Here is a 22,926-nt window from a genome sequence, read left to right as displayed (position 1 = left end):
CCCAGCGGAGCGTCCCTGCACGCTGACGGCAGGTAGTAACTTCTCCTGCGGAGCGCATTCCCAATTGTCCATCACAAAACAAAAGGCACCCACAGCCAGTCGGCTGCGGGTGCCTTTTTGCATACAGGGTTTAACGGATAGAGGTGCGCACCAGCGCACGCTTCAGGCGCGCTTGTGCCAGCTCGTACTCACGGTCGTTCAGGTTCTTGCGGGCAAGGATCTCCTCGGCGCGCTTCTTGGAAGCTTCCGCACGCGCCTGATCGATGTCCTCCGCCCATTCCCAAGTGGTAGCCACCAGACGAACGTCCCCGTCCAGCACGCTGAGCAGGCCGCCCATGCAGGCTGCACGGCGGCGCTGACCGTCGGCATCCACAATGTGCGCCTCGCCCATGCCCAGTGCCGTGCAGTAATCGCCGTGCTTTGCCAGAATGGCGATATCGCCGTCAATGGCGCGGCAGACGATGCGCTCGGCCTGACCTTCAAAGGCGCAGCCGTCCGGCGTGACCACCGTCAGATGAAAGGTCGTCATGGCTTACCCCTTCTTCGCTTTTGCGAACACGTCGTCGATGGTGCCCGCGAACAGGAATGCGCTCTCGGGCAGCTCGTCGCACTCGCCGCTCAGGATCATCTTGAAGCCCCGCAGGGTCTCCTTCAGCGGCACATACTGACCGGGCATACCGGTGAACTGCTCTGCCACATGGAAGCTCTGGCTCAGGAAGCGCTGCACCTTGCGGGCGCGGCTGACGGTACGCTTGTCCTCCTCGCTCAGCTCATCCATGCCCATGATGGCGATGATGTCCTGCAGCTCCTTGTAGCGCTGCAGCACCTTCTGGACGGCGCGGGCGATCTCGTAGTGCTCCTGCCCCACGACCTCCGGGCTGAGGATGCGGCTGGTGGAATCCAGCGGGTCCACAGCGGGGTAGATGCCCTGCGATGCAATGTCACGGCTCAGCACTGTGGTGGCATCCAGATGGGTAAAGGTGGTGGCAGGGGCAGGGTCGGTCAGGTCGTCGGCGGGCACGTAGACGGCCTGCACCGAGGTGATGGAGCCCTTGCGGGTGGAGGTGATGCGCTCCTGCAGAGCGCCCATCTCGGTGGCCAGCGTGGGCTGGTAACCAACGGCAGAGGGCATACGACCCAGCAGTGCGGACACCTCGGAGCCGGCCTGCGTGAAGCGGAAGATGTTATCAATGAACAACAGCACGTCCTGATTCTTCACATCGCGGAAGTACTCCGCCATGGTCAGGCCGGACAGTGCCACGCGCATACGGGCTCCCGGGGGCTCGTTCATCTGGCCGTAGACCAGTGCGGTCTTGTTGATAACGCCGCTCTCGGTCATTTCGCCGTACAGGTCGTTGCCCTCACGGGTGCGCTCGCCAACGCCGGTAAATACCGAGTAACCGTTGTGCTCGGTGGCGATGTTATAGATCAGTTCCTGGATCAGGACGGTCTTGCCGACACCGGCGCCGCCGAACAGGCCGATCTTACCGCCCTTGGCGTAGGGGCAGATCAGGTCAACGACCTTGATGCCGGTCTCAAGGATCTCGGTGGTGGACTGCTGCTCCTCGTAGCTGGGAGCGGGACGGTGGATGGGCCAGTAGGCATCCGGGGTGGGGGCGGGCTTGTTATCCACCGGCTCGCCCAGCAGGTTGAACACGCGCCCCAGACACTGGTCGCCTACGGGCACCTTGATGGACTCGCCGGTGTCCACGGCATCTGTGCCGCGCACCAGACCATCGGTGCTGCTCATGGCAATGCAGCGTGCCACATTGTCGCCAGTCAGCTGAGCGACCTCCACCACCAGCTTCTGGCCGTGGTTGTCGATCTCAATGGCGTTGAGCAGCTCCGGCAGCTCGCCATCCTTGAACTGGATGTCCAGCACCGGGCCAATGACCTGGATCACCTTGCCGATATGTTTTTCGGACATAGGCTACAACTCCTTATCTTTTATAATGCAAGTGCTTAATGGTCAGCGTCCTCGCCCTCTCCGTCATTGCTTTCGCAATGCCACCTCTCCAAAAGGGAGAGGCCTTGGCAGTCCCCATAAAGTTGATGGTTTTGCCAAGGGCTCCCCCTTTGGGGGAGCTGGACGCGAAGCGGCCTGAGAGGGCGAGCTGCCTTTAGTTCTCCGCGCCGGCCACGATCTCGGTGATCTCCTGCGTGATAGCAGCCTGACGGGCACGGTTATAATACAGGTTGAGATGGTCGATCATCTCACCGGCGTTCTTGGTGGCAGCGTCCATGGCGGTGCGGCGGGCGGCCAGCTCGCTGGCTACGCTCTCGCACACGGCACCGTAGACGACACCGGCCACATACTCCGGGATGATCGCGCTGAATACTTCCTCGCTGCTGGGCTTGTACAGGATCTGACTGCGGCGTGCCTCCGCCTTCTGCTGCTCGGTGGGCTCCATAGCCAGCGGCAGCACCTCGATGGAAACTGCCGTCTGGGTCATCATGGAATCGAACCGGGTGTAGCAGAGCTTTACGGCGTCAAACTCGCCCTTGCGGTACACTTCGGTGATCTGGCGCGCCAGCTGGAAGCACTGTCCCACCGAAATATCGGCGGCCAGCAGCACCTCCTGCGTGAACAGTTCGGCTTCGTGGTGGGCAAAGTACTCTGCCGAGCGCTTGCCGATGGGCAGCACCTCCACATTGCCGCTTTCCTGTGCGGCCAGCTTGAGCACATTGGCGTTGTAACCGCCAGCAAGGCCGCGGTCACCGGCAATGACCACCAGCAGCGTGCGCTTGATCTCGCTGCGGCGCAGGTAGGGGTTGCGGGCCCGGGGGTCCGCTGCCGCGATCTCGGTCAGGGTCTTGTACAGCGTTTCAAAATAGGGTCGGCTGTGCTCGACCCGCTCCTTGGCACGGCGCATTTTGGAGGAAGCTACCAGCTCCATGGCCTTGGTGATCTGCATGGTGCTCTCTACGCTTTTGATGCGCAGCTTGATGTCCTTCATGGAACCAGCCATGCGTTACGCCTCCTTCCCTTTAATGCGCCTTGACAAAGCTTTCGGTGTACCGGGTCAGCACGGTCTTGAGCTGCTCCTCGGTGTCCTTATCCAGATTGCCGGTGGTGCGGATGGTGTCCATCACGGCAGCCCCGGCGGCATCGCTGTCCAGATACTCGTACAGGCTCTTCTCGTACTCTGCCACATCCGGAACCTTGACGTTGACAAGGTAGTCGTGAATGGTAGCGTACAGGATGGCGACCTGCTTTTCCACAGGCACGGGCGCGGAGCGGTTCTGCTTGAGCACCTCCACGATGCGCTCGCCCTGTGCCAGACGCGCCTTGGTGTCGGCGTCCAGATCAGAGCCGAACTGTGCAAAGGATTGCAGCTCGCGGTACTGGGAGTAGATCAGCTTCAGGGTGCCGGCAACCTTCTTCATGGCCTTGATCTGAGCGTTGCCGCCGACGCGGGACACCGAGATACCGGGGTTGACTGCCGGCATGACGCCGGAGTGGAACAGCTCGGTCTCAAGGAAGATCTGACCATCGGTGATGGAGATGACGTTGGTGGGGATGTAGGCGGAAACGTCGCCCGCCTGCGTCTCGATGATGGGCAGAGCCGTCAGGCTGCCGCCGCCCAGCTCGTTGGAAAGCTTGGCAGCGCGCTCCAGCAGACGGGAGTGCAGATAGAAAACGTCGCCGGGGTAAGCCTCGCGTCCCGGGGGACGGCGGATCAGCAGCGACAGGGCACGGTAGGCCACAGCGTGCTTGGAAAGGTCATCGTAGATGATGAGAACGTGCTTGCCCTGCTGCATGAAGTATTCGCCCATGGCGCAGCCGGAGTAAGGGGCGATATACTGCAGGGGGGACAGCTCCGAGGCGGTGGCGGACACCACGATGGTGTAGCCCATGGCACCGGCTTCGGTCAGGCTCTGCACGAGGTTTGCCACGGTAGAGCGCTTCTGACCGATGGCAACATAAATGCAGATGACGTCCTTGCCCTTCTGGTTGATGATGGTATCGGAAGCGATGGTGGTCTTGCCGGTCTGGCGGTCACCGATGATCAGCTCGCGCTGACCGCGTCCGATGGGAATCATGGAGTCGATGGCCTTGATACCGGTCTGCAGCGGCTCCTTGACGGGCTGGCGCTCGATGATGCCGGGCGCGCGGCTCTCGATGGCGCGGTACTCGGTGGTCTCGATGGGGCCTGCGCCGTCGATGGGCTGACCCAGTGCGTTGACCACGCGGCCGATCATGGCATCGCCCACCGGCACGGAGACTACCTTGCCGGTGCGCTTGACGATGCTGCCTTCTTTGATGCCGGCATCCGAGCCCAGCAGCACGATGGAAACGGTATTTTCCTCAAGGTTCTGGGCCATACCGTATTCGCCGTTGTCAAACTGGAGCAGCTCGCCTGCCATGCACTTTTCCAGACCGCTGGCCCGGGCGATGCCGTCGCCCACCATAATGACCGTGCCGGTCTCGCTCTGCTCGATGGCATTTTCATAATGCTTGATCTGCGCACGGATGATCTTGGAGATCTCTTCAGGTTTCAGTTGCATCTTTGTTTGTTCACCACTCAATTCATAATAGTCATTTCGGGTGGAAATTCGTTCTGTGCTCTGCCCCGTTTGTAAAGGGCAGGGAAAAAGTTACAGAGTGACCGCCGCAATATCCCGGCGCAGGGAGGCAAGGCGGTTCTGGACGGTGCCGTCCAGCTCGGTGCCCTCGATATCCAGCCGGATACCGCCCAGCACCTTGGCATCCACCTTGGTTTTAAGGTCGATGGTCTTGCCGGTCAGGCTTTCCAGCTTGGCGTGCAGCGCCGTGCGCTGCTGCTCGGTCAGCGGAACAGCCGAGATGGCCGTAGCTTCCAGAATGCCGTGCGCCTGATTGTAGCGGATGCGGTAGGCCCGTGCGCAGCCGGACAGCTCCCGCAGGGTGCCCTTCTCGCACAGGATCTTTAAAAAGTTCAGCACATAGAGGTGGACCTGCCCGCGCAGGGCTTCGTCCAGCAGGCCGCAGCGCTCCTTTTTGGGGATGCTGGGGGTGCTGAGCAGCCGCAGGTAGTCCGGGTTTTGCTTCAGAAGCTGTTGCACCTCGTCAAGCTCGCCCAGAATGCGGGGCTCCAGCCCTTCCTCTGCCGCCAGATCGTACAGACTGCCGCCGTACATCTTTGCAGTTTCGGTCATGATGCTTCACCCACGTTTTTGATAAATTCGTCGATCAGGTCCTTGTGGTCCTTCTCACTGATCTCGCGCTCCACCACCTTGGATGCGATCTCCATGGCGATGCCGCCGATCTCGTCCTTGACCTCGTTCACAGCCTTCTTGCGCTCCTGCGCAATGTCAGCTTCGGCCTTCTGCTTCAGCGCAGCGGCCTGTGCGCGGGCCTCGCCCACGATCTCTTCCGAGCGGGCGGTGGCGGTCTTTTGCGCCGCAGCTACGATCTGGTTGGCCTCGGTGCGGGCGTTCTGCAGGTTCTGCTCGTACTCCGCCTTCATGGCTTCGGCCTCGGTGCGCAGCTTCTGTGCATCTGCGATCTCGCTGTCGGCCTTGGCCTTGCGGTCGGCGATCACCTGTTTGATCGGCTTCAGCAGGAACTTTTTGAAGATGACCAGCTGGATCATCAGGTTGCAGATCTGGGCCAGAAAGGTCCAGCCATCCAGCGTGATCAACGCCTGATACAGTTCCATAAGCGTCTCCTTTCGTTATTTTTTCGGATCGGGAGGCTTATGCCAGATACTTCATGAACATACCGGGAGCCAGGAAGATCAGCAGCAGGCCGGTAACAAAGCCGTAGATACCGGTGGTCTCGGAAAGGGCAACACCGAGGATCAGGGTGCTGGTAACGTCGCTCTTGCACTCGGGCTGACGGCCAACGGCCTCACAGGCAGCGGCAGCAGCGTTGCCTTCGCCGATACCGGGGCCGATACCTGCGATCAGTGCGCAGCCTGCGCCGATGCCGCAGCCTGCCAGAGCGATACCACGAGCCAGATACTGGAAATCAGTCATAAGATTTGTCCTCCTAAAATGTGTTTGTGTTTTGGGGGATGCCGGGAAAGGTTAATCCTCACCGGCAGCACGTTTGATGAAGATTGCGGTCAGGGTACAGAAGATGAACGCCTGAATGCAGCCGCCGAACCAGTCGAAATACAAACCGGTAAAGGCCGGGATGCCGATCTGGAACAGCTGGATCTGACTCAGGAAGCCCGGCAGCCAGCCAAAGATGACGTGGCTCAGGCTTGCCAGTGCCCAGTACAGCAGTGTGGAGATGACCGTACCGGACAGGATGTTGCCGAAGTGACGGAACGCCATGCTGACAGGGGTAGAGATCTCTGACAGCACATTGATGGGTGCCATGATAAAGATCGGATCGAGCAGACCCTTGATATAGGCCAGAATGCCGTTTGTCTTGATCTTGTAGTACATGATCAGAACAAACACCACGATGGCCCACGCTGCTTCGGTGTTCAGGTCAGCCGTGGGGCTCCACAGGCCGACGACGCTGATCAGGTTACACCCGATGCTCAGTGCAAAGATGGCACCGATGAGGGGGATATACTGATCGAAGTGGAAGCCCATGTTGTCGTGCACGAACTGCTCCAGCCGTGTTACGATGAACTCGGCTGCGGCCTGTCGTTTGGACACATTTTCCAGCTTGAGGTCGTGCCCCAGCCAGATGGCAAAACCCGAGAGCAGCGCCATGACGATCCACGTGGTTACCAAGGTCTGGGTAATTTTAAAATCACCCAGCAGGGGGATATTGGTGTGGATGGTATACAGGATCTTTGCGCCGTTCAGTTCCATTTATTCTTGTTCACCCCCTTCGTCACGGGGCTGCACCGCAGACGCCTTGGCGGGGGCGGGGTCATCTTCCACAGAGATGTCCACCGGCTCCTGCGGGGGTGTGAGCGGCTTGTACTTCCCGGTTATCTGGAGATAATAGATCGTAACTCTGGGGAACAGCAGCGGCAGAACGCCTGCAAACGCCTGGAAACAGGGAGCCGCAATGGCTATAATGATCCACAACGCCTGCAGCAGCATCCTTGTATTATAGGATATCTGCAGCTGCGCTTTACGCTTTTTTTCGTCCGGCTCGTCAATGACCTTCTGCACTACAAAGCAGATGCCGGCAAAGTTGCCGATGGCTACCAGCGCGCCGATGATGCCGCCCAGCAGCACCCGGTAGTCAAAGACTACCCAGCCCACCAGATGCAGCGCTGCAAACACCACCCACATCACGGCGGTGCATAAGGACACGCCGCAGGCGATGCGCAGCAGCTCCTTTTTGGATTCCGGCTGCAATTTCATAAAAACGGACCTCCATTACTGGTGGGAGTTAAAGCCCACCCGATGATTTTTTTCGTGTTTGGAGCGCTCCAGCCGTTCCTTGCAGAACACCCAGAAGTTCTGCGCCCCGGCGGCAAGCCCCAGACCCACAGCGGGCAAAAACAGCCATTCCGGCCAGCCCCAGTGCTCCACAGCCCACCAGCATCCGGCAAGGCAGAGCACCAGCGGTAGCAGCATATTCAGCCCCAGCTGGGTCAGCCAGACCAGATCTTCCAAAGCCTTGTACCAGCCCTTCAAGTCCTGCGCCGCTCCTTTCTGCGGGTGCTGCCTGTGTTCCAGTATCTGGAAGTCTTGCCAGAGATGGACAGGCAGCCAAAAAGTCTATGCCCTCAGTATACTTCAAAACGTTGGATATTGCAATCAATTCTCCACCGAAATATAGTAAAATTTCATAGTTTGTTCAGACTGATTCCATAAATGTGCGCCGAAAACACACATTGTGCGCCTGCGGGCACATCATTGCACAAACTTTGCAGAAAAGTTTGTGCAGAGTGTAAAAAACAGTGAAAGGTCGGCTCCCCGGCGGGGAGGACGATTTTAAATGGCTTCCGCTGCGCTCTAGCCATAATTAGAGGAATTGAATTTTTATTTCGCGTTTGTCGCGCTCTGCGGAGCGCTCCAAACGCATTTTCACGGGAGGAGTCGTAACGAAAAACGGCAGCTATCGCGCCGCTTTCTGCGAAAGCGCGGCGCTGGGGGGACTTTCTGACTGCTTTTAGCGGGAAAAACTTCTCAGTCATCGCTGCGCGATGCCAGCGGGAGCGGACTGAGAGGGCTTTTCAGCTAAAGGCCAGCTAAGCCTTTCCGCTGCGCGACTGTTTCCGTAGGAAACCAGCGCAGCAGCTGCCGTTTTCCTCTGGGGCTCTTCCGGTGAAAAGGGAATTTCGGAGCGTCCGCAGACGCTCCGAAATTCCGAAACTATAAATAATTCTTCCTTGAACTATGTGCAGAGCAACGCGGAGCACATTTTAAATCGTCTTATGCAAAAGGGGCTGCCGCACGTTTGTGCGGCAGCCCCGGCGGGTGCTTTGGGATTCAGGCGCTTACCAGAGGTTTGCGGTCTCGTTGTACAGACCCTCGTAGCTCTTGGCGGAAACGTCCCAGCTGAAATCGCACTCCATGCAGTGACGCACGAGGTTCTTCCAGTTTTCCTTGTTGTTGTAGGCATCCTGTGCGTTGCAGCAGGCCACATACAGCTCGTGGGCGTTGTAACCGGCGAAGGTAAAGCCGTTGCCATCGCCCATGGTGCTGTCGTGGATGGAGTCGCGCAGACCGCCGGTCTCGCGGACGATGGGAGGTGTGCCGTAGCGGCAGGCCACCATCTGTGCCAGACCGCAGGGCTCGCTCTTGGAGGGCATGATGAAGGCGTCGGCACCGGCGTAGATCTCCTGCGAGAGCTTGGGCTCAAAGCCGATGTAGGTGCCCACACGGCCCGGGTGACGGCCGCACAGGTCAGAGAAGAAGTTCTCGTACTGGCTCTCGCCGCTGCCCAGAATGACCAGCTGGATGCCGCGGTCCACCAGACCGTCAGCGATGCTCTGCACAAGGTCAAAGCCCTTCATGCCCACCATGCGGCTGACCATGCCAAAGACGGGGCTACCGTCTTTGTTCAGACCAAATCTGTCCTGCAAAGCTTCCTTGCACTTGGCCTTGCCGGTCTCAAAGGTCTTGATGCTGTAATTGAAGGGGATGTTCTTGTCGGTGGCGGGGTCGTTGGCGTCCATATCGATGCCGTTCAGGATGCCGCACAGCTTGTACTGCTTCTCACGCAGCAGAGCGTCCAGACCGTAGCTGAACCACGGGTCCAAGATCTCCTGTGCGTAGGTGGGGCTGACGGTGGTGATCTTGTCGGCAGTCTCGAAAGCGCCCTTCATGAAGTTGGCGCAGCCGTCGTACTCCACGATATGCTGGTCCCGGTGGCCGATGCCGCAGGTGTCCTCCAGAATATCGGTGCCGTACTTGCCCTGATAGGCAATGTTGTGGATGGTGAACACGGTCTTGATGCGGTTGAACTTGTCCAGATGACGATAGTACAGGTTCAGGTACACCGGCACCAGAGCGGTCTGCCAGTCGTTGCAGTTGATGATATCGGGGGTGAAGTCGATATAGAACAAGGTCTCCAGCACCGCACGGGAGAAGAAGGCGAAGCGCTCGCCGTCATCGTAGAAGCCGTACAGGCCGCGGCGCTTGAAGTAATATTCGTTGTCGAGGAAGTAGTAGGTCACGCCGTCCACATCGGCCTTGAACAGGCCGCAGTACTGGCTGCGCCAGCCCACAGGGACGGAATAGTTGGTAACGTATTCCAGCTTATCGCGGTACTTCAAATCGCCGTACAGGGGCATGATGACGCGGGCGTCCACGCCGTCCTTGACCAGCGCTTTGGGCAGGGCACCTGCCACATCGGCCAGACCGCCGGATTTGGCAAAGGGATTGGCTTCCGAAGCAGCATACAGGATCTTCATAGGATTCGCTCCTTCCATGATACAGGCAGATGTTCGCGCTCCCCGCCGCTATGAAAAGCGGCGCGAACCTTGCATACAAAAGAGCAGGCGGGGGCACACAGATGCCCCCGCCCCTCTCAAGAGGGGCTACCGGGGAGGAAGCCGCCCCTATGGATATTGCATCGATCAGACGGTGTGGTTCTTCTGGACGTAGACCGGGAAGCTCTCGGTGCCGGACAGCTTTTTGCCGGCGGTGATCTTCACGTTCTTATCGGTGACAACGCAGTCCAGCTCCACGTTGGGCTCGACCACGGTATCCTGCATCAGGACGCAGTTCTTGACCACAGCACCCTTCTTGACCTTGACGCCGCGGAAGAGCACGCAGTTCTCCACAGTGCCCTCGATGACGCAGCCGTCGGCCAGAATGGAATTCGAAACCTTGGAGCCGGTGACGTAACGGGTGGGGTTATCGTCACGGATCTTGGTGTAGATGGGGCAGCCCTTGGGGAACAGTGCCTCCAGATTCTCGTCCTTGATCAGCTTCAGGTTCTCGTCAAAGTAGCTCTTCATGTCGCAGACATGAGCCACATAGCCGGTGTACTCCAGCGCATGGATGTTCAGGATGTTGACGTTGTGTGCCAGAATATCGCGCTCGAAGTAGATCAGACCGCGGGCGGTGGCGTCCTTGACCAGCTTGATCAGGGTCTCGCGCTCCAGCACATAGATGTTCAGATCCAGATTCTGCACGCCGGAGCGGTAGTCGTTGAACAGCAGCTCGGTCACGCGGCCATCAGAATCAATGGTCAGGGTGTAGTTGTCGTTCTTGCGGCCCTCGGGGATCTCGGTCTTCTGGTAAGCCACAGTCACGTCGGCACCGCTGGCCTGATGGGCAGCCAGCAGGGCGTTGAAATCGTAGTTGACAGCGATGTTGGCATCGCTCATGACCACATACTTCTCCTTCTGGTGCTCGAGGAAGCTCAGAATGGAGCCCAGAGCCTCTACACGGCCGGAGTAGATGCGCACACCCTTTTCTGCAAAGGGAGGCACGATGTTCAGGCCGCCGTGACGGCGTGCCATATCCCACTCGCGGCCGGTGCCCAGATGATCCATCAGGGAGTGGTAGTTTTTACGCACCACGATGGAAACGTTGGAAATGCCGCAGTTGGCCATGCTGGACAGCACAAAGTCTACCATGCGGTAACGGCCCGCCAAGGGGATCGAGGCCATTGCGCGCTCGGTCACCAGCTCGGGAACGGTATTGTCATAGCTGTTGGGGAAAATGATACCCAACGCATTGGTGTTCTGTCTCAGCATACTTCCACACCCTCCTTGACGGATTCAAACACTTTTGCGCCCTCCTTGACGGTAGCGCCTGCGCCGATGGTCAGACCGGTGCCAACGTGGGCAATTGCGCCCTCGCCGCCGACCTTTGCACCTGCGCCCACAACAACGTCCTCAGCAAGGATGCAGCGCTTGACCACGGCACCTGCCTTGACCACGACACCGTCCATCAGCACGGCGTCCTCAACGGTAGCGCCCTCTTCCACAACAACGCCTGCGCTCAGGACAGAGTGCTTGACGTTGCCGTAGATCTTGCAGCCCTCGGTGATGAGGGAGTCCTGCACAACGGCGCGCTCGCCGATCTTCTGGGCGGGCAGCACGGGGTTGCGGCTGTAGATCTTCCAAGTCTTATCAAAGATATCGATGCCGGAGTTCTCGGGGTCCAGCACCTCCATGTTGGCTTCCCACAGGCTGTCGATGGTGCCCACGTCACGCCAGTAACCGGCAAAGCGGTAGGCGTACATCTTGCGGCCGTCACGCAGCAGGGCGGGGATGATGTTCATGCCGAAGTCATTCTTGGAGTTGGGGTCAGCCTCGTCCTCGATCAGATACTTCTTGAGCACATCCCAGTTGAAGATGTAGATGCCCATGGATGCCAGATTGGACTTGGGCACCGGGGGCTTCTCCTGGAACTCGGTGATGCGGTCGGTCTCGTCTGCCACCATCAGGCCAAAGCGGGAGGCTTCCTTCCAGTCCACTTCCATAACGGCCACAGAGAACTCTGCGCCCTTTTCCTTGTGGAAGCGCAGGAAGTCGGCGTAGTCCTGCTTGCAGATCTGGTCGCCGGACAGGATGATGACGTACTCGGGATCATAGCTGTCGATGAAGCCGATGTTCTGGTAGATGGCGTTTGCGGTGCCCTTGTACCAGTCGGTGCCGTTTGCCTGCTCGTAAGGGGGCAGAGTGTGCACACCGCCGTGCAGACGGTCCAGATCCCAAGGCTGACCGTTACCGATGTACTCGTTCAGCTTCTGGGGCTGGTACTGCGTTGCGATACCGACCGTGTCGATATCGGAGTTGACGCAGTTGGACAGCGGGAAGTCCACGATGCGGTACTTACCGCCGAAGGACACCGCAGGTTTTGCCGTCTTTTGTGTCAGCGCGTATAAGCGCGAGCCACGTCCACCGGCAAGGATCATTGCCACGATTTCTTTTGCCATAGCTTTATTCTCCCCTTTAGCATTTCCGTTTTGGAAATGATAGTCAACAGATCAGAATGTTCGTGCGTGCATCCGTGTGGGCATCCTTACTCCTTGGGTGCTTTTGCTTTGCGGGTGCGCTTTGCGGGTTTGGTTTCTGCTTCGGTCTCAGGTTTTGCTTTTGCCGCAGTCTTTGCCTTGGCGGCGGTTTTCTTTACCGGCTTGTCCGCTGCGGCCTTGGACTTGGCAGCGGTCTTTTTTGCTTTTTCCGGTTTTTCATCCGCCGTTTCGGCGGCCTTGGCCTTGGTGGTGCGGGTCTTTTTTACCGGCTTGTCGGCGTCCGGCTCGGCTTTGGCCTTGCGGGTCGTCTTTTTTACCGCCTTTTCCACGGCGCCCTTGACGGTGGATTTTTTGGCGGTCTTTTTTGCCGGTTTGTCCGTGCTGTCCTCTGCTGCCTTGCGGGTGCGCTTTGTGGGCACCTCAAAGTACAGGGTGCTCATGGGCGGCAGGGTAACGGTGATGCTCTGCTCAAAGCCGTGCTGCGGCTTTTTGTGGGTGCGCACCGGCTTGTTGTGCACGGTGCCGGAGCCGCCGAAAGTGGCATCGTCGCTGTTCAGGATCTCCTTGTAGGTGCCGGACACCGGTGCGCCGAGGGTGTAGCCCTCGCGCAGGACGGGGTTGAAGTTGCAGATGACAAGGATCTGCTTGCCGGCGGCGTCCTTGCGCAGGAAGGCGATGACGCTCTGCTGCGAGTCGTCCGGCACGATCCACTGGAAGCCTTCCCAGCTGTAATCGATCTGCCAGAGGGCGGGGTGCTCTTTATAGAAAGCGTTCAGGGTGCGGACGTAGTTCTGCAGCTCGGCGTGCTTGTCGTAATCCAGCAGCATCCAGTCCAGCTGCTTTGTCTCGTTCCACTCGGCAAACTGGCCGAATTCTTGGCCCATGAACAGCAGTTTCTTGCCGGGGTGTGCCATCATATAGCCGAAGAAGGTGCGCAGGTTGGCAAACTTGTCGTCATACTCGCCGGGCATCTTGTTCAGCAGGCTGCCCTTGCCGTGCACTACCTCATCGTGGCTGATGGGCAGGACGAAGTTCTCGCTGAAGGCGTAGAAGAAGCTGAAAGTCACCTTGTTGTGGTTGCCGGCGCGGAACAGCGGGTCGGTCTTCATGTAGCTGAGCATATCGTTCATCCAGCCCATGTTCCACTTGAAGTTGAAGCCTAAACCCCCGTCCGAAGCGGGCTTTGTGACCATGGGCCACGCGGTAGACTCCTCGGCGATCATGTACTTGTGGGGGTGACGGCCCAGCACGGTGTTGTTCAGCTTGCGCAGGAAGGCGATGGCTTCAAGGTTCTCCTTGCCGCCGTCCTTATTGGGCTCCCATTCGCCCTGCTTGCGGTTGTAGTCCAGATAGAGCATGGAAGCCACGGCGTCCACCCGCAGACCATCAATGTGGTACTGCTCCAGCCAGTACAGTGCGCTGGAAATGAGGAAACTCTGCACCTCGTTGCGGCCGAAGTCGAACACCATGGTGCCCCACTCCTTGTGCTCACCGCGCTTGGGGTTGGGGTCCTCGTAGCAGGCCTCGCCGTCAAAATTGTACAGTCCGAACTGATCCTTGGGGAAGTGGGCGGGCACCCAGTCCATGATGACGCCGATGCCTGCGGCGTGCATCTTATCCACAAAGGCCATAAAGTCCTTGGGGGTGCCGTAGCGGCTGGTGGGAGCAAAATAGCCGGTGACCTGATAGCCCCAGCTGCCGTCGAACGGATATTCCATCACCGGCAGCAGCTCTACATGGGTGTAGCCCATATCCTTGATGTACGGGATCAGCTCGTCCGCCAGCTCGGAGTAGTTGTAGGGCTTGCCGCCCTCCTTCAGCTTCCAGCTGCCGGCGTGCATCTCGTAGATATTCATCGGGCCGTTGATCACATCCGCCTTTTTCTGTGCGGACTGCCATGCGGCGTCGTGCCATGCAAAGCTGGACAGGTCGTAGACCTTGCTGCCGTTGGACGGACGGGTCTCGGCGTGGAAAGCGTAAGGATCGGCCTTGTAGACAAGGTCGCCTGCGCGGGTGGTCACGCAATATTTATAAACATCGTATTCCTTCATGCCGGGAATGAACAATTCCCACACGGAATCGCCATCCACCTTGCGCATGGGATGGCTGCCGGGCTTCCAGCTGTTGAAGTCGCCCACAACGCTGATGGCTGCGGCGTGCGGTGCCCATACACGGAACACAACGCCGGACTCCCCGACCCGTGTTTCCAGATGTGCGCCGAAGTAGCGGTAAGCCTCGCAGTTATTGCCCTGCTTGAACAGGTACACCGGCAGATCCGATGTATTGCTCTGAATCTTTTCTTCGGTCGGTTTCATAGACTGCTCCTCCCCGTGCGGAAGCCGAAAGCGGCTTTCGCAGCTTTGTACTCTTTTATATTAAAAGGTTTTTACCATTTTTGCAAGACTTTTTGTCCGAAAATCAAATACAATTAACACAAATTTTCTGGCATTCTCTGTATGTTGTGGGCATACCATCCAAAATTTGCAGCTCGACATCGTGTAAACTGCTCATTTGACAAACGGTTCCGGCGAAAGCGTTGCGAAAAAAGAAGAAAGAGTTTCGGATGCGACATTTTTGTGAATAAGAAGGTGCTCATAACGGTAAAGCAAACTCCCCCAGGCATCACTGTGCGATGCCAGATTCCCCTTTTTGTCACCTACGGTGACATCTTCCCCCGGCCGGGGGAAGTCGGCCTCTGGGATGGGGCCTCTGGCGTAACCGGTGGCTTTTCCGTTGAATGGAAAACTGTCCCGCATTGCCAAAGGCTCCCTCGGAGAGGGAGCTGTCAAAACCTACCGGTTTTGAATGAGGGAGTTTAAATTCCCGTGAAACTAAAAAAATCGGAGCACCCGCGGGTGCTCCGATTTTTTAGTGGTTATTGTTTTTCGTTTCTCAGTCCACAACGTAGACGTTGACCTGAATGGCGCCGTTGATAACGCTTTCGGCGTAGGTCTCGTAGAACAGGTCTACAAGGATCTGCCCTTTCTGGACGGCGATGCCGGTATCGGTGGCTACGGCGTAGCCGTAGACGAACTTGCCGTCGGTGGAAGTGATGTAGAGCTTGGTGCCGTAGGGGATCACGTCCGGATCCACAGCCACGGTGCCGTAGCCCAGTCCCAGACCGGAAGAGCCCTTGCCGCCACGGGAATAGTAGCCGGTGGCCTTGCCGGTGAGCACCTTGCTATAAGAGGTAGGGGCGTTGGTGGTGCCGTCCGCGCCGGTCAGGGGGGACACCGGTGCGCCTGCGCCGTAGGTCTTGATGACGTGGTCGGTGGGCTCCACCGTAGTGGTGGTATCCACAACGGTGCTGTTCTCCAGCTCGCCGTCCACATAGCGGTCGCGGGTGGTCACGGTCTGCTGACCGGCTGCGCCGTGCTGCATAGTAGTGGTGCGGCCGGTGTTGCGGAAGTACAGGCTGGTGTAGACATACTGGGTGTCGTAGGGGATAGCCTGCGTCTCCACACGCTCTTCGTAGTCCACGCGGTGGACCACGATCTTGCTGCCGGCTGTCACGATGTGATCCAGCGCCGGCTCGGTGTAGTCGTCCCCTTCAAGGGTGATGCCGGCGCGCTCCAGCGCATCGGCTACGGTGCCGTACACCAGCTTGACCGGGTACTCCTGCCCGTCGGCGGTGATGCTGACGGAGAATGCGCGCTCGATATTCAGGGATGCAAGATTGCCGCTGAACGCGGTGTAGTAGACCTCATCGCCCTCTTCAGAGCGGATGCCGGAAAGGTGCATGACCTGTGCGGGGGAAGCAGCGGCATCGGTCACAAGAACCTGCCGCGCACCATTGGAGTCGGTGACGTAGGTCAGCCGCAGATTTGCAGCGGTGACGCCAAGGGTAGCCACAAGGCATACCACCATGACACAAAATGCCAGCACACGGGGAGATACTGCCTGCTTTGCGGCAGTAACTGCTTTCTTCAATTTAACGGAAGCGATACGAGACAACTCCTCTCTTTGTCGTATTTGGTGCGGCCGCGGGTATTGCATCGGCACCCCGACCGCCCGGACTGCGGCGGCTGGGGATATAAGCGCCGCACAGTCAAATACGATGCTCTCTTTGGGTAAAAGAAGAAGCATCGTATTACAGGTTGGAATCCGCTTTGGGCAGACCACAAAACTGCCCCGGCACGGGCCGCATCTGCCCATGCCGTGCCGTACGCAGGACGGCTTTTTACTTCATCCAGATAGAATTTAAACGCTGCAACGTTCGTTGCACAAACGGTATTTTACCAGACCGTAAAGCATCTGTCAAATCTGTGTCTCGCATTTTGTTAGATTTGTAACATAGTTTTTTGTGCAATTTTCACAGTGTTTTCTTTTATATTTTGGTTTTTAGGTGGTTTCCTTCTGATTTTTGCCTTTTTTCTGCGCATGATTTGTTCATGAATTTTTAACATTTGCACCGACTTTTTTTCCTGCAAATAAGGCCGCAGATACTGCCGCTACGCCCAAAACAAGCTGCCCCACATCGCGGGTTTTGCATGGAAAACCTGCGGGGGAATTACCCTGCTCCGGCAGGGGAAAACGGCCTGCCTCTGCGGGGCAGAAAACCCGTTTAGCAAAATGCCGAAGAACAGAAAATTTCACATTTTCTGTACACACTGGATAGTTCTGCGCCCCCGGCGGTACAATCGGGACAGCAAACAGAAAAGGAGGTTTTGCATGGAGATCGAGATCCTTGAACAGCAGTGCGGCGGCACCGAATTTGTGCCCAGCCCGCACCGGCTGCACCTTGGCGCACAGAACGCCGAGGGGGTGGACCGGCTGCAGTTCATCCTGCCCGCAGCGTGGGCGGAGTGCACGCTGGCGCTGTACCTGCGCCGCAGCGACGGGGTGCAGCTGGCCGCCATTCCGCTGGACACCGACGGCAGCGTGACGGTGGACCGCCGCCTGACCGGCAGTGTGCGGGGACAGTGGATGCTGGCCGCCATGGGCAGCAGCGGCTACACCGCCTACACCCGCCCCGGCAGCTACGACGTGTACGCCACCCTGCCCACGGACGGCGGCAGTGAGGAGCTGCCGCCCTCGGTGTACGAGCAGTTCGTGGCGCGCGTGCTGGAAAGCGCCCGCGCCGCAGCGGAGAGCGCCCGCCGCGCCGAGAACGGTGCGGCAGACACGGCCGTGCAGGCGGCGCTGGCGCAAAAGGCTGCGGACAAGATCCTTGCCGACCGCACCGATGCCGACGCCTGCGCAAAGCGGGCGGAGGCCGCTGCGCTGCGGGCCGAGAGCTATGCCCCTGCCGATGGACGGGTGCTGAGCGTGAACGGCAAGGGCGGCGCGGTGCGGCTGACCGCACAGGATGTGGCGGCGGTGCCGCGCCCGGCACAGCCTTTGCCCGGCGCGGTGGTGCGCATCCTCAGCGTGAATAGTGCCACCGGTGCGGTGCAGACGGACACGACCCCGCTGCCGGATCTGCGCCCCTATGTGCGCAGCGAGACCGTGCCCACAGCGGAAACGTCCGGCGCAGTGCGTGCAGACGGGCAGTACGGTGTTGCGGTGCGGGCAGACGCCACCCTGACCACCGTGCCCGCCACAACGGCACAGCTGGACCGCATGACCGAAGCCTATGCGCCCCTGACCCCGGCGCTGCTGCCCTACGGCGTAAAAAAAGCGCTGACCAGCGCCGCCGGGGCGGCGGGCTGGTCGGCGCAGGAAAAGGCGGCAGCGCTGCTGCAGCTGGGCGCAGATGACCGGTTCTACTCCAAGGCCGAAGCTGACCGGAAATTCGGCACGGCCTACACGCTGCCGTGTGCCACCGCCGCCGTGCTGGGCGGTGTAAAGGCCGGGCGGGGAGTGACTGTGGGCGCAGACGGAACATTGGAGGTGACCAGAGAAAACCTGAACGCGGTACTGGGCTTTAGCCTGACAGAAAAACTGGAACGACTGGAAAGGATGATGAATATGGATGGAAAACTGGTCTACACCGGCGCAGGCGTTGCGGGCAAATCTGCCACGAGCCTGACCGTGCCGGGCACGGTGAATTACATTGTGGTGCGGATGGTGGCACCCACGGCAGAAAACGACGCAAACCCGGTCGCCGCTGCTGCGGACTACGGCAGCACCCGCATCGTGCGGGGCGGCACAGCGGTGGCCATGGTGGGCGGCACGAGCTCTGATCTGAGCAACGGCGTCAAGTGCAGCGGCGCAGCGCCTGTAAGGATCAGCTTTGCAGACAGCGGCGTGCTGAGCATAGGCGTTGTGAGAACGGACACGAGTCTCAGCTTTGAGTATCCCTTTAACGTAGAGGGCTACCAGTATGTGTAAGGGTGGTGCGGCATGAACGAGATGACCATCCGGCTGGACAAAAACGGCGCGGCAGCCGTGCCCGGCGGGCAGCTGCTGCTGGGGTATGCGGGCAACCGGGGCAACTACCGGCTGCGTATCGAGCAGCGGGGCGAGTGGAAGGGACTGACCGTGTGCGCCCATTGGCACACCCCCGGTGCGAGTGCAGCCCAGCTTGTGGAAAACGGCGTTCTGGAGGTTCCGGCGGCGGTGACGGCCGTGCCCGGTGCGGGCTGCATCACCTTTGAGGGGTCGGACGGCAGCCGCACCGTGACCAGCGCCGATGTGCGGTGTAAAGTGTGTGCCAACAGCGGCACGGCAGAGGGTGCACTGCCCGCACCGGCTACCTCTGCATGGGAGGCGCTGGTAAGGCTGCTGGGCGCGGGCGGCATTTCCGCAGAGGAAAAACAGGCGCTGCTGGCAGTGCTGCGGCTTCTGGCGGCGGGCAATGACGCAGCCATGACGGCCTATGCCCGTCTGGAAGCGCTGTGGAGCGCCCCGCAGCCGCCGAAGGAGAACGTTTTTGCCGTGCTGGGACGGGCGATCCTTGGAAAAATGAGCTTAGGGAGGAACGAATGAGCTACGAAAAACAAAACTTTGTGGACGGCCAGACCCTGACGGCTGCCCACCTGAACCACATGGAGGAGGGCATTGCAGCAGCCGGCGGCTTTACCGCAGGTGCAAAGGAACTGCTGCTGACCCTGTTTGAAAACGCGGCCTACAAGACCGGCGATGCACAGTCTGCCCTGAATGCCCTGCGCGCAGAGTGGGGCGGCAGTGCACAGGACATTCCGGTGCAGAGCGTGAGCCTGAGCGCCGCGATCCTGAACCTGAGCGAGGGCGAGAGCCAGACCCTGACCGCCATGGTGCTGCCCGCGAACGCTGCCAACAAATTGGTGTGGTGGAGCGTTTCGCCCGCCGGTCTTGCTACGGTGGCAGGCGGTACGGTGACTGCCGTGAAGGCCGGCATCTGCACGGTGACAGCTACGGCAGGCGGCAAGAGCGCCAGCTGCACGGTGAATATTGCGCAGGCGGAGACAGCACAGCTGATCTACACCCTGCCCGCCGAAACGGAGCTGACCAGCGGCTTTGACACCGGCCTGAAGCTGCTGGAGCACGCTTCCACCGAGTCGCCGCAGTACACCATTCTGGTGGACGCAAAGGCGGGGGATAACTTTGATGCAAGCACATGGCCAGCCTTCCTGCACTGCCTGACCGAGACCGGCAGCACCGCCAACCTGCCCGGCTTCAACTCCACCAGCAGTCCGCTGAATAATAAGACGGAGTTCGCCTACTACAACTACGGCGGCGTTACCCTGTCGGACAGCATCGAGCACCTCAAGACCCGCACGCGGTATGTGGTGCAGCTTGACGGTAAAAAGTACCGCGGCGGCAGCACCTACTGCCCGATGACTGAATGGCTGACCAGCAACGGCACGATCACCGATGTGCCCCAGACCTTCCTGATCGGTGCGGCACAGAGCGCGGACGGCAGCAAAAAGCAGCAGTTCTGGCCGGGCACACTGTATCAGTGCAAGGTGTACAAGGGCCTGCTGAGTGATAACCGGATAAAAGCATATATCAATAAGGGGTGGTAAGATGGAGATATACGACATCAACGGTCAGATCATCGACCCGCTGGCAGGAAAAACACTGTACGTTGCAGGCGACAGCATCGCCTATGGCAAGGGCAGCGCGGGCGGCTACGGCAAGTGCATTGCAGACCGGTACGGAATGCAGCTGATCAACGAAGCGGTGGACGGTGCAACGCTGGCGACACTGGTCCCTGACAATGTGAACGGCGGTTACCGCACCAGCATCGGCATGACCGTGAAAAGCTCTACGGAGCTGGAAAAGGCAGACTACATCCTGCTGGAGGGCGGCGTGAATGATGCATGGAACAATGCCAAGCTAGGCGCGCTGAACGGAAGCTTTGATCCGGCGTTCTATTCGGGGGACACGATCGGTACGCTGGAAGCGATGCTGGACGATCTGGCCAAAAAGCACAGTGATAAGCGTGTGGCCTATGTGTTCCCGCACGGCGGACTGTTTGCCAGCAGCGAAAACTGGTACAAGACCTACAAGCCCGCGATCCTTGCGGCGCTTAAAAAGTGGGGCGTGCCCTATGTGGATATTGAGGAATGCGCCCCGCCCATGGGTGCCCACGGCGTCAGCGAGCTGAGCGACAAGTACACGATTGATGGCACACACCCCAACAAGGCCGGCTACGAGCGGTTTTACATGGAGCCCATCGCTGCGCTGCTGAAGCGGCTGTAAGGAGGGACACAATGGCATTGCAGGCATACTCTCTTGCCCGGGACGGCGAAGCGTACCTCTCGCCCCATTTCAGGGTGCAGGAGTTCCGCTGTAAAGACGGCAGCGACCCGGTTTTCGTTGACACAGCGCTGGTGGAACTTCTGGAGCAGCTGCGGGCGCATTTTGGCAAGGCGGTGACCATTACCAGCGGCTACCGCACCCCGGCGCACAACGCCAAAGCGGGCGGGACGAGGTTCAGCCAGCATCTGTACGGACGGGCGGCAGATATCCGGGTGCAGGGCGCAAGCGTAGAGGAGGTAGCCGCCTGTGCCGAGCGCCTGCTGCACGGCTGCGGCGGCGTGGGGAGATACCCGGCAAAGGCGGGCAGAGCCGCCGGCTGGGTGCACGTGGACACCCGGGCAGAAAAAGCCCGGTGGAGGGGGTGAGCGCGATGGAGAGCATCATCTCGGCCATTCTTGCCGGTGCAGTGACCCTGATCGGTGTGCTGATCGCCAACGGCAAAAGTCAGGCGGTGACCGACACCAAGCTGGAGGAGCTGACCCGGGAGGTGCGGGAGCATAACAACTTTGCCCGCCGCGTACCCATTTTAGAAGAACAGATGAAGGTGGCGAACCACCGCATCGCAGATCTGGAGAAAGAGAGGAACTGAAGCTATGAACGATACCCATTGCAAAATTTCTGCCGCCACGCTGGCGCGCACGGCTGCGCTGGCGCTGGCACTGACCAATCAGGTGCTGAGCGCCTGCGGAAAACCCATGCTGCCCATTGAGAGCGCCACCGTGGAGCAGCTGGTGACCACCGGTCTGACCGTGGCCGCCGCCCTTGCGGGCTGGTGGAAGAATAACTCCTTCACCCCGGAGGCCATCGAAGCCGACGGCTATCTGGAAAAGCTGCGGAAGGAGAAGTAAAAAGTAACAGAGCCCCTGCACAGATTGCTGTGCAGGGGCTCTACTGTTGCAAGATACAGCCAACAAAAAACGGCTCTGCCGAAGCAGAGCCGTAGAGTTGCATCTGAAATATAATCAGCGCTTGGAGAACTGGGGAGCACGACGTGCAGCCTTCAGACCGTACTTCTTACGTTCCTTCATACGAGGATCGCGGGTCAGGAAGCCAGCCTTCTTCAGCACAGGACGGTTCTCGTCGCTCTGCTGCAGCAGGGCGCGGCTCAGGCCGTGGCGGATAGCGCCAGCCTGACCGGAAACACCGCCGCCGGAAACGCGGACGACGACGTCATACTTGCCCTCCAGGCCCAGCAGGACCAGCGGAGAACGGACGATCAGCTTCAGGGTCTCCAGACCGAAGTAGTTGTCGATATCACGATCGTTGATGGTGATCTTACCGGTGCCGGTGTAAACGCGAACGCGGGCAACGGAATCCTTACGACGACCAGTGCCGTAGAAATAAGGTTTGGTTTCGTACATATTCGATTGCCTCCTTCTTAGAACTCGATCTTCTCGGGCTTCTGAGCAGCGTGAGCGTGCTCGGCACCCTGGTAGCAGTGCAGGCGGGTCAGAGCCTTAGCACCGATGGTGTTGGAAGGGATCATGCCCTTGATAGCGTAGGTCATAGCCAGATCGCTGTTCTCAGCCATCAGCTTGCTGTACTGGACCTTCTTCAGGCCGCCGATGTACTTGCTGTGGGTGATGTGGAACTTCTGCTCGGCCTTCTTGCCGGTCAGAACAGCCTTGTCGCAGTTGATGACAACCACGAAATCGCCGCAGTCAACGTTGGGGGTGTAATCGACCTTCTGCTTGCCGCGCAGCAGAACAGCGGCCTCAGCAGCGACGTGGCCCAGGCTCTTGCCGGTAGCGTCGAGCAGGTACCACTTACGCTCGACTTCAGCGGGCTTTACGAGAGTAGTGCTCATATCTATTTCCTCCTGATAAGCTTTTTGTACGTTTCAGGCGCCCTTTTGGGGCGCGAGTGTCAGTATACAACACAAAAACGCGCCTGTCAACATGATTTTTGGATTTTTTCGGTGGAAATTTTTGAAACTTTCAAAATCGCTTGTTTTCTCTCAAATCCTCTTGATTTCTGAATTTCAATTTTTGCAAAAGTTTTTTGCCCGCGCCGCTATA

General features: G+C 59.1%; 25 protein-coding genes. 7 read left to right on the top strand and 18 right to left on the bottom strand.

Annotated elements, in window-relative coordinates; all coding sequences use genetic code 11:
• Positions 1–130 precede the first annotated feature (130 nt).
• The 16 genes from atpC to WMO20_RS04385 all read right to left on the bottom strand — a co-directional run bounded on the left by atpC (position 131) and on the right by WMO20_RS04385 (position 16,165).
• Positions 131–529, bottom strand: a complete 399-nt coding sequence (gene atpC, locus WMO20_RS04460; protein WP_112090724.1) for an ATP synthase F1 subunit epsilon — start codon at positions 527–529, stop codon at positions 131–133.
• 3 nt (positions 530–532) lie between these two features.
• Positions 533–1,927, bottom strand: a complete 1,395-nt coding sequence (atpD, locus tag WMO20_RS04455; protein ID WP_005921508.1) for a F0F1 ATP synthase subunit beta — start codon at positions 1,925–1,927, stop codon at positions 533–535.
• Positions 1,928–2,120: 193 nt separating this feature from the next.
• On the bottom strand, positions 2,121–2,969 hold the full coding sequence (gene atpG, locus WMO20_RS04450) for an ATP synthase F1 subunit gamma (protein ID WP_349185967.1): 849 nt from the start codon (positions 2,967–2,969) through the stop codon (positions 2,121–2,123).
• 19 nt (positions 2,970–2,988) lie between these two features.
• The gene (gene atpA / locus WMO20_RS04445) at positions 2,989–4,509 is read right to left on the bottom strand and encodes a F0F1 ATP synthase subunit alpha (protein WP_308564019.1); all 1,521 of its coding nucleotides are present in this window, start codon (positions 4,507–4,509) and stop codon (positions 2,989–2,991) included.
• Between the two features lie 90 nt (positions 4,510–4,599).
• On the bottom strand, positions 4,600–5,139 hold the full coding sequence (gene atpH / locus WMO20_RS04440) for an ATP synthase F1 subunit delta (RefSeq protein WP_349185966.1): 540 nt from the start codon (positions 5,137–5,139) through the stop codon (positions 4,600–4,602).
• Positions 5,136–5,642, bottom strand: a complete 507-nt coding sequence (gene atpF, locus WMO20_RS04435; RefSeq protein WP_112090727.1) for a F0F1 ATP synthase subunit B — start codon at positions 5,640–5,642, stop codon at positions 5,136–5,138. The genes atpH and atpF overlap by 4 nt, the downstream gene beginning before the upstream one ends.
• A gap of 37 nt (positions 5,643–5,679) precedes the next feature.
• Positions 5,680–5,961, bottom strand: a complete 282-nt coding sequence (gene atpE, locus WMO20_RS04430) for an ATP synthase F0 subunit C (protein ID WP_005921517.1) — start codon at positions 5,959–5,961, stop codon at positions 5,680–5,682.
• Positions 5,962–6,012: 51 nt separating this feature from the next.
• On the bottom strand, positions 6,013–6,756 hold the full coding sequence (locus WMO20_RS04425; RefSeq protein ID WP_112090728.1) for a F0F1 ATP synthase subunit A: 744 nt from the start codon (positions 6,754–6,756) through the stop codon (positions 6,013–6,015).
• Positions 6,757–7,260 (bottom strand): ATP synthase subunit I, encoded by a 504-nt coding sequence (locus WMO20_RS04420; RefSeq protein WP_112090729.1) that lies wholly within the window; start codon positions 7,258–7,260, stop codon positions 6,757–6,759.
• 15 nt (positions 7,261–7,275) lie between these two features.
• A complete protein-coding gene (locus tag WMO20_RS04415) occupies positions 7,276–7,536 on the bottom strand; it encodes an AtpZ/AtpI family protein (RefSeq protein WP_172679811.1) in 261 nt (86 codons plus the stop codon).
• 806 nt (positions 7,537–8,342) lie between these two features.
• Positions 8,343–9,761 carry a glycogen synthase GlgA gene (gene glgA / locus WMO20_RS04410; RefSeq protein WP_113993175.1) on the bottom strand — a complete coding sequence of 473 codons (1,419 nt, stop codon included), beginning with the start codon at positions 9,759–9,761 and terminating at the stop codon, positions 8,343–8,345.
• A gap of 165 nt (positions 9,762–9,926) precedes the next feature.
• Positions 9,927–11,054 (bottom strand): glucose-1-phosphate adenylyltransferase subunit GlgD, encoded by a 1,128-nt coding sequence (gene glgD / locus WMO20_RS04405; RefSeq protein ID WP_349185965.1) that lies wholly within the window; start codon positions 11,052–11,054, stop codon positions 9,927–9,929.
• Positions 11,048–12,241, bottom strand: a complete 1,194-nt coding sequence (locus WMO20_RS04400; RefSeq protein ID WP_005921531.1) for a glucose-1-phosphate adenylyltransferase — start codon at positions 12,239–12,241, stop codon at positions 11,048–11,050. The genes glgD and WMO20_RS04400 overlap by 7 nt, the downstream gene beginning before the upstream one ends.
• Positions 12,242–12,327: 86 nt before the next feature.
• Complete coding sequence (gene glgB / locus WMO20_RS04395; protein WP_349185964.1) at positions 12,328–14,595, bottom strand: 1,4-alpha-glucan branching protein GlgB; 2,268 nt, start codon at positions 14,593–14,595, stop codon at positions 12,328–12,330.
• Positions 14,596–14,787: 192 nt separating this feature from the next.
• A complete protein-coding gene (locus WMO20_RS04390) occupies positions 14,788–15,036 on the bottom strand; it encodes a hypothetical protein (protein ID WP_349185963.1) in 249 nt (82 codons plus the stop codon).
• A gap of 136 nt (positions 15,037–15,172) precedes the next feature.
• Complete coding sequence (locus WMO20_RS04385; protein ID WP_316545462.1) at positions 15,173–16,165, bottom strand: resuscitation-promoting factor; 993 nt, start codon at positions 16,163–16,165, stop codon at positions 15,173–15,175.
• Between the two features lie 786 nt (positions 16,166–16,951).
• Here WMO20_RS04385 and WMO20_RS04380 point away from each other — a divergent pair.
• From WMO20_RS04380 to WMO20_RS04350, 7 genes are read left to right on the top strand one after another with little or no spacing between them, the layout of a single operon-like run.
• Complete coding sequence (locus tag WMO20_RS04380) at positions 16,952–18,553, top strand: hypothetical protein (protein WP_349185962.1); 1,602 nt, start codon at positions 16,952–16,954, stop codon at positions 18,551–18,553.
• A gap of 12 nt (positions 18,554–18,565) precedes the next feature.
• Entirely contained in the window at positions 18,566–19,150 is a 585-nt protein-coding gene (locus tag WMO20_RS04375) for a hypothetical protein (RefSeq protein ID WP_112090735.1), read from the top strand.
• Positions 19,147–20,169 carry an Ig-like domain-containing protein gene (locus WMO20_RS04370; RefSeq protein WP_349185961.1) on the top strand — a complete coding sequence of 341 codons (1,023 nt, stop codon included), beginning with the start codon at positions 19,147–19,149 and terminating at the stop codon, positions 20,167–20,169. Before WMO20_RS04375 ends, WMO20_RS04370 begins: the two co-directional genes overlap by 4 nt.
• A 1-nt stretch (position 20,170) precedes the next feature.
• Positions 20,171–20,848, top strand: coding sequence for an SGNH/GDSL hydrolase family protein (locus tag WMO20_RS04365; protein ID WP_349185960.1), 678 nt, complete (start codon positions 20,171–20,173; stop codon positions 20,846–20,848).
• 11 nt (positions 20,849–20,859) lie between these two features.
• Complete coding sequence (locus tag WMO20_RS04360; protein ID WP_112090738.1) at positions 20,860–21,273, top strand: YcbK family protein; 414 nt, start codon at positions 20,860–20,862, stop codon at positions 21,271–21,273.
• Positions 21,274–21,278: 5 nt separating this feature from the next.
• The gene (locus WMO20_RS04355) at positions 21,279–21,497 is read left to right on the top strand and encodes a hypothetical protein (protein WP_112090739.1); all 219 of its coding nucleotides are present in this window, start codon (positions 21,279–21,281) and stop codon (positions 21,495–21,497) included.
• Positions 21,498–21,501: 4 nt separating this feature from the next.
• Entirely contained in the window at positions 21,502–21,756 is a 255-nt protein-coding gene (locus tag WMO20_RS04350; protein WP_112090740.1) for a phage holin, read from the top strand.
• A 114-nt stretch (positions 21,757–21,870) separates the two neighbouring features.
• On the opposite strand, the gene rpsI is transcribed toward WMO20_RS04350, so the two are convergent.
• The gene (rpsI, locus tag WMO20_RS04345) at positions 21,871–22,269 is read right to left on the bottom strand and encodes a 30S ribosomal protein S9 (protein WP_005921092.1); all 399 of its coding nucleotides are present in this window, start codon (positions 22,267–22,269) and stop codon (positions 21,871–21,873) included.
• 17 nt (positions 22,270–22,286) lie between these two features.
• The gene (rplM, locus tag WMO20_RS04340) at positions 22,287–22,715 is read right to left on the bottom strand and encodes a 50S ribosomal protein L13 (RefSeq protein ID WP_055185524.1); all 429 of its coding nucleotides are present in this window, start codon (positions 22,713–22,715) and stop codon (positions 22,287–22,289) included.
• Positions 22,716–22,926: the final 211 nt, after the last annotated feature.

Source organism: Faecalibacterium intestinale (assembly GCF_040096575.1).
Lineage (GTDB): Bacteria > Bacillota > Clostridia > Oscillospirales > Ruminococcaceae > Faecalibacterium > Faecalibacterium intestinale.
The sequence above is the reverse complement of the archived record's forward strand: the minus strand, read 5'-3'. Positions and strand labels throughout refer to the sequence as shown.